This is a genomic window from Microcystis sp. LE19-41.2A (assembly GCF_027530405.1).
In the GTDB taxonomy this organism is placed as follows: Bacteria; Cyanobacteriota; Cyanobacteriia; order Cyanobacteriales; family Microcystaceae; genus Microcystis; species Microcystis aeruginosa.
On the sequence record NZ_JAPZQJ010000049.1, the window covers coordinates 1 to 6,073 of the forward strand.

The window sequence follows — 6,073 nt, forward strand, 5'->3', positions numbered from 1 at the left end:
GGTTATGGAGAGCAGCGTTTTGTCACATTCGGTTTGTTGCAAGGGCGAGTGATTGCCGTTGTCCATACAGAACGTGAGGATTGCACCCGTATTATTTCTGCAAGAAAAGCGACGAAATATGAACAACGAACCTACTTCGAGCAACTCTCAAACTGATTGGCAACGATTGGATGCGATGAGCGATGAAGATATTGATTTATCAGATTGTCCAGAGATTACGCCAGAAATGTTTGCTAAGGCGGTAGTGCGGCGGGGTTTACCTGCTACAAAAGCCAAGGCTCAAGTTACACTCCCCATTGATAGCGATGTATTAGAGTGGTTTAAGTCTCAAGGGCGTGGCTATCAAACACAGATCAATCAATTGCTACGAGCGTATATGGAGGCACATCAATAACAGGCAGATTCATATTTTTGTATTTGAAAACAAGGATTGCAGCGGCATAACAAGGGATTTACCATACCTTATTAGACTGAAAACCGCTATAACAAATCACCGCACCCGAAATAATAGTGAAATTTTGTGACAAAGTGCAGTCAGATCTAAGAATCTTTGCTAGAAGTCTAGAAAGCTTCTGTGATCAGTCTCCTTAAAAGAGATTGTTGGCAGTACCCTAGTAGATATCCGAACAAACGGTTAAGGGTTTTAATCATCAAGGTCGGGGATTATGAAAATCTATCAAATTTTATTCCAATCCCGACTTCTAATTCTTCCAGTTTGGTAATAAGTTGAAACTAGCTCAATATAATCTTTAAAATCATCATTTTCAACCACAATACGATTCACTGATTGCCAGTCAATTTCTGCCCTAGATTTTGCTGGTAAAAATATCTCACTTTCAGAAGGGTTTTCCGTATCTAGAATAATGACTCCAATTCCATGAAGTGCAGACAACATACGCAGTGCGATCGCCGATCTTGTAGGGTGCGTTCCCTAATGCAACTTCTACCGCTCCACCGATCGATTTTTGGGGAACGCACCATGCCCATGGATTGAAACTGTGAGTTTAGGTGCGATGCCGCTCTGGTCGGACCAGTTGAGGAATGTTAGCGAAGATTCCCAATGTTTGGTTAAAATAGAGGGGCAAAAGTCGCCACAGGGTCGCTTCAATGACAGTTCGACAACCCCGCTACAGTAAAGAAGAATTTGCTCGACGTGGTAATGAGATTTATCAATCTCAGGTACGTCCCCAAGTCGAGGAGGGTAATCAGGGGAAAATTGTGGCAATTGACATTGAAACAGGGGCTTTTGAAGTAGCGGATGATTTGGTAAGCGCAGCGAAGCAACTTTCTGCACGAGTGCCTGATACTCAGACATGGTTTGTTCGCATTGGGCATTCAGCCGTCGATCACTTTGGCGCACGGAGCCTGAGAACAAAGCCATGATGCAAGGTCGTGTAAATCAAGGCTGTGAGGCGACGTTAGCGATCGCAGTCAGAAACAATGAAACAACGCAGATAGTAGATGCTGTAATTGATACAGGATTTTCGGGTTTTCTCACCTTGCCGTCTGACATAATTGCTAGGTTAGGGTTTATTTGGGAGGGTCGAGATCTTGCGACGTTAGGCGATGGGACTTTCTGCACGTTTGAAGTTTACATCGGGCTTGTGATCTGGGACGGGCAATATCGTGAGATTTACATCAACGAATCAGAGACGGTTCCGTTGATTGGGATGCAGCTATTACGAGGATACGATTTGCGAATTCAGGCAATTGAGGGTGGTTTAGTTACGATCGAAGCGTTGAAGTAGAGTGCGATGCTGAAGGCACTGGGTAACAGTACGCCATCGCTGTAGCAACGTGAAAGCTAGAATATATTAAGCCCTATACGTTAGATGTTGTCTATGATACGGTGATTTGGTTCTGGGTTGGTTCCCATGCAGAGTACGATATGCTGCTGGAGCAATTGTAGTGCGATGCCGAAGGCACTGCGTAGTGCGATCTTGTAGGGTGCGTCCCCTAATCTGGCTCCCACTGCTCCACCGATCGATTTTTGGGAACGCACCATGCCCACTCAAAATCGGTAAAACCCTACACCCTACACCCCACACCCTGCCCCCACGAAAAACTTTTTGCCGCAAACCCTAATCAATTAACGCTCATTCTTAATTCTCCTGGCTACTGGCTCCTTACTCCTCACCTAAAGGAAGATTTTTGATTTTTGCAAGAGGTCTCTTGTTTGAGTATGGGACTGACTTCTTTGCTTCAGGATCAAATCCCGTCAGTACCGCTCGCTCAATCCTTGACGGGGTGAGCTTTTCCAACTCTTTGACCCCATCTTGCTCCCAAAAATGAGCGAAGGATGAGTCCCATTAGAGGAAACTTTGCCCTTGTCAGTGCGTCTTTAGCCTCTAAGCAAACAAGTGTCACGCTTGCGATAGAATAGATCGGACTTAGCCTAAATGGGGTCAGGGAAAGAATGTGCGGAATTGTTGGCTATATCGGAACCCAAACAGCGATCGATATTCTCCTAGCTGGTTTGGAACGTTTAGAATATCGGGGTTATGATTCGGCAGGAATTGCCACAATTCTCGAAGGTGAATTACATCGAGTCCGCGCCCAGGGAAAACTCTACAATCTGCGGGAAAAATTAGAACAGGAAGTTAATCCCTCCCAAATTGGCATCGGTCACACCCGTTGGGCAACCCACGGCAAACCCATAGAAAGTAATGCCCATCCCCACACCGATAATAGTCAACGGGTGGCAGTGGTACAGAATGGCATTGTCGAAAATTTTCAGGTATTAAGAACAGAATTAAAGGAGAAAGGCTGTATATTTGACTCGGAAACCGACACAGAAGTTATTCCCCATCTAATCGCCAGTTATCTACCCAAACCTACCGATGAAGACTACTTGGGGGTGAGTCCTTTCCTCAAGGCAGTTTTAAGGGCAATTGAACGTTTAGAGGGTGCTTTTGCCCTAGGGGTGATTAGTCCCGATTATCCCGATGAATTGATTGTCGTGCGGCAACACGCCCCTTTAATCATCGGTTTTGGTCAGGGGGAGTTTTTCTGTGCCTCCGATGTCAGTGCTTTGGTTCCCCATACCCGGGCAGTGCTGTCCCTGGATAATGGCGAAATCGCTCGGTTAACACCCTTGGGAGTAGAAATTTATAATTTTGAGGGCAAAAGAGTCCGTAAAAGCCCCAGAGTCCTCGATTGGAGTCCGACGACCGTAGAAAAACAGGGTTATCGTCACTTCATGCTCAAGGAAATCTACGAACAACCCGGAGTGGTGCGCGACTGTTTAGGGACCTATCTGCATCCCCATTGGACAGCACAGAATGAGGATAATGTCAACCCGATAAATATTAATTTTTCTGAAGAAATTTACGATAATTTAGAACATATTCAGATTTTAGCCTGTGGAACCAGTTGGCACTCTAGTTTAGTCGGTAAATACTTGATCGAGCAGTTGGCGGGTATTCCCACAAGGGTACAGTACGCCTCGGAATTTCGCTATGCACCCACGCCCCTGATGCCCAATACTTTAACTATCGGGGTGACGCAATCGGGGGAAACAGCCGACACTTTAGCGGCTTTGGAAACGGAAAAACAGCGCCGTTTAGGATTAGAAAAAAAATATCAGGCCCGGATTATCGGGATTACTAATCGCCCCGAAAGTACCCTAGCACAAATGGTCGATCAGATTATTAATACCCAAGCAGGAATCGAGATCGGGGTGGCGGCAACTAAGAGTTTTACGGCACAATTATTGGGTTTTTATCTCTTAGCTTTGGATTTATCCTATCGTCGTCAAACTTTGTCTTTAGAGAGAATCGAGGAAATTATTAATGGAATGCGATCGCTGCCAAGATCGATCGAAACTGTCTTAGAAACACAGGAAAAAGCGATCGAAGAATTGGCCCATGAATTTAATGACACCCAAGACTTTATTTTCTTGGGACGGGGGATTAATTTCCCCATTGCCTTAGAAGGGGCCTTAAAACTCAAAGAAATCAGTTATATTCATGCGGAAGGCTATCCAGCCGGAGAAATGAAACACGGACCAATCGCGCTTTTAGATGCAAAAGTTCCCGTAGTAGCGATTGCTATGCCGGGGATAGTTTATGATAAGGTTCTCTCCAATGCACAGGAAGCAAAAGCAAGGGATGCGCGATTATTGGGAGTAGTTGCCGACAGCGATACGGAAGCGCCAAAAGTCTTTAATGATTTGTTGTATGTGCCGGAAATTGAAGAACTATTATCGCCAATTCTAACAGTAATTCCCCTACAATTGCTCTCCTATCATATCGCAGCCCGTCGCGGTTTAGACGTGGATCAGCCGCGCAATTTAGCCAAAAGTGTCACAGTGGAGTAAAGTTCATCAGGTTGAAACTATCCGATCAAGCGGAGATATCTGATCGTTGTGCTTTGCTGTTCTATGTTGTTCAGGTGTCATCCCTTCGGTAAAACCGAGGGTCTTCCCCTGACATTTGTGATAAAATCAAGAGGCCGACTGACATCTGAGAAGCGATAGCAACCATGACGGGTGTGGACTTACAGCAATTATTACTAGAAAAATGGGGTCGTTCCTACGATATCCAGCTACGACGCATCAAAGATAAGGTTCATGTCCAGGTAATGTGGAAATATCTCGAACAAGCTTCTTTTCCCCTCTCCGAGTCTGAATATCTGGAACATCTCAATGCGATCGCTAATTATCTCCACGAATGGGGTGGTTTTAGTCAATTTCAAGCTTTTATCCGCGAAACCCGCGAGCGTCCCCGTCTCGGTAAAGCGGTTAGTCTGGCCCTAGATTTAGGTGAAAGGGCATCGGAATGGCTGATCAGTGATCAGTGATCAATTATCAGTGACCAGTGGGATTGTTAAGTGAACAGTATACTGCATTTAAATTGCGTATTGGATATTTTAATACAAATGCTCGAACCCCCCACTCCCCCATCCCCTTCTCTAGACACAAAAAAAGGCGTTAAGCTTAACCTTAACGCTTGCTTTTGATTCAATGGCAGTGACTAGCTCTTGCGACGAGCGAAAGCACCAACACCAGCAACGGCTAAGATACCGAGGATAGCAGAAGGTTCGGGGGTTTTAACAATGGATTTTTGTCTGAAATCGTTGGTGATACTGTTAAGTGATCCGTTAAGACTAGAGACAGAGAAAGTGTTTCTGACGTAAAGTTTCAGGATATTCGGATCAATTGGAACCGTTAGGCCAGGAGAGCCAGTGCCACCAATATTAGAGCTTTTGGCCTCCGAGGTTCCGACCAAACTCGACCCGCCGAAAGCATCTGACCAAACCGTCTGGTTCAGAGAGACACCGGAGTCAGTCTGGCCAGTTGTGGTATAGCCGGCGCTGAATGCTTCGAACATCTTCGTCAAAAGTTCGTTGTCGGGAGTGTCGGGGTCATCAACGATCTCGATCGTGTAATCTATGACATAAACGCCACCTAAACTGGTCAGAGGGGTAGCTGGGGTGAAGGTGAAGGTGTGCAAATCGCCCAAGGGCAGCACGGTTTCCGTAATGGTCAGAAAATTGGCCGGGTCATTTATACCACTGCCAGATGAGTTGATGTGTGTAAACAACTTGTCCCCTTTTCGGCAAGAATTGGTCTTGAAATTGTTGAAACTTTGTGGTAAACACACCGCCTGCGCCTGCACGGGGGCAGTATTGGCAAAGCCGAAAGCGGCAACGCTGCCAGCGATAGCAAGAGCGCCAGTGGTTAGTTGTCTAGATATGTTGGTGATCATTTTAAGTTGTTTGTCAATTTATTAATTAGGGCAGTAATGCGGAGACATCCGTAGTCTAGAATATTTATAACCTGGGAGCATCTGCCCTTTGACATAAGTAGAAATGCTTAATGAGATCAATAAAAAAGTTAAAAAAGGCAACCATTTAGATAAGCACAGCGATGACGAAGGACTTGCGGTACATTACCAGATTCCCAACTTGCACCAGTCAAGTTAATGAAATGAAAAGAAAGTGAGATGCTCCCCAGTAGGGTGCGTTAGCGTAACTCACCAAAAACCTTTCTTTGTGGTGCGTTACGGCAATATTCAGAGCTTGATTTTTGCCCTAAAAACAAGGGATTGCCTAACGCACCCTACCCAACTAC

General features: G+C 45.4%; 9 protein-coding genes. 6 read left to right on the top strand and 3 right to left on the bottom strand.

The annotated features are described in order from the left end of the window. Both O9290_RS02385 and O9290_RS02390 read left to right on the top strand, forming a co-directional pair. On the top strand, positions 1 to 156 hold a 156-nt coding region (locus O9290_RS02385), incomplete at its 5' end, for a BrnT family toxin (protein WP_353852114.1). Continuing rightward, positions 119 to 394 carry a BrnA antitoxin family protein gene (locus O9290_RS02390; protein ID WP_002756884.1) on the top strand — a complete coding sequence of 92 codons (276 nt, stop codon included), beginning with the start codon at positions 119 to 121 and terminating at the stop codon, positions 392 to 394. The genes O9290_RS02385 and O9290_RS02390, both read left to right, overlap by 38 nt. 282 nt (positions 395 to 676) lie before the next feature. Here O9290_RS02390 and O9290_RS02395 read toward each other — a convergent pair whose 3' ends face one another. Next, complete coding sequence (locus O9290_RS02395) at positions 677 to 895, bottom strand: hypothetical protein (protein ID WP_002756882.1); 219 nt, start codon at positions 893 to 895, stop codon at positions 677 to 679. 212 nt (positions 896 to 1,107) lie between these two features. On the opposite strand from O9290_RS02395, the gene O9290_RS02400 reads away from it, so the two are divergent. After that, positions 1,108 to 1,383, top strand: coding sequence for a hypothetical protein (locus tag O9290_RS02400; protein WP_002756880.1), 276 nt, complete (start codon positions 1,108 to 1,110; stop codon positions 1,381 to 1,383). Continuing rightward, positions 1,380 to 1,748: an aspartyl protease gene (locus O9290_RS02405; protein WP_043998808.1), complete on the top strand. Its 369-nt coding sequence runs from the start codon at positions 1,380 to 1,382 to the stop codon at positions 1,746 to 1,748. The genes O9290_RS02400 and O9290_RS02405 overlap by 4 nt, the downstream gene beginning before the upstream one ends. Positions 1,749 to 1,828: 80 nt before the next feature. Here O9290_RS02405 and O9290_RS02410 read toward each other — a convergent pair whose 3' ends face one another. Beyond that, positions 1,829 to 2,005 (bottom strand): hypothetical protein, encoded by a 177-nt coding sequence (locus O9290_RS02410; protein WP_158499364.1) that lies wholly within the window; start codon positions 2,003 to 2,005, stop codon positions 1,829 to 1,831. 411 nt (positions 2,006 to 2,416) lie between these two features. Here O9290_RS02410 and glmS point away from each other — a divergent pair, with 411 nt between their 5' ends. Continuing rightward, the gene (gene glmS, locus O9290_RS02415) at positions 2,417 to 4,318 is read left to right on the top strand and encodes a glutamine--fructose-6-phosphate transaminase (isomerizing) (RefSeq protein ID WP_288054859.1); all 1,902 of its coding nucleotides are present in this window, start codon (positions 2,417 to 2,419) and stop codon (positions 4,316 to 4,318) included. Between the two features lie 164 nt (positions 4,319 to 4,482). Beyond that, on the top strand, positions 4,483 to 4,800 hold the full coding sequence (locus tag O9290_RS02420; RefSeq protein WP_002756874.1) for a DUF3067 family protein: 318 nt from the start codon (positions 4,483 to 4,485) through the stop codon (positions 4,798 to 4,800). A 173-nt stretch (positions 4,801 to 4,973) separates the two neighbouring features. On the opposite strand, the gene O9290_RS02425 is transcribed toward O9290_RS02420, so the two are convergent. Beyond that, complete coding sequence (locus O9290_RS02425) at positions 4,974 to 5,708, bottom strand: PEP-CTERM sorting domain-containing protein (protein WP_288055656.1); 735 nt, start codon at positions 5,706 to 5,708, stop codon at positions 4,974 to 4,976. Between the last annotated feature and the right edge of the window lie 365 nt (positions 5,709 to 6,073).

Coding starts and splice junctions, on each gene's coding strand:
- O9290_RS02390 (WP_002756884.1), top strand. CDS start 119: ATGAACAACGAACCTACTTCGAGCAACTCTCAAACTGATTGGCAACGA.
- O9290_RS02395 (WP_002756882.1), bottom strand. CDS start 895: ATGTTGTCTGCACTTCATGGAATTGGAGTCATTATTCTAGATACGGAA.
- O9290_RS02400 (WP_002756880.1), top strand. CDS start 1,108: ATGACAGTTCGACAACCCCGCTACAGTAAAGAAGAATTTGCTCGACGT.
- O9290_RS02405 (WP_043998808.1), top strand. CDS start 1,380: ATGATGCAAGGTCGTGTAAATCAAGGCTGTGAGGCGACGTTAGCGATC.
- O9290_RS02410 (WP_158499364.1), bottom strand. CDS start 2,005: ATGGTGCGTTCCCAAAAATCGATCGGTGGAGCAGTGGGAGCCAGATTA.
- glmS (WP_288054859.1), top strand. CDS start 2,417: ATGTGCGGAATTGTTGGCTATATCGGAACCCAAACAGCGATCGATATT.
- O9290_RS02420 (WP_002756874.1), top strand. CDS start 4,483: ATGACGGGTGTGGACTTACAGCAATTATTACTAGAAAAATGGGGTCGT.
- O9290_RS02425 (WP_288055656.1), bottom strand. CDS start 5,708: ATGATCACCAACATATCTAGACAACTAACCACTGGCGCTCTTGCTATC.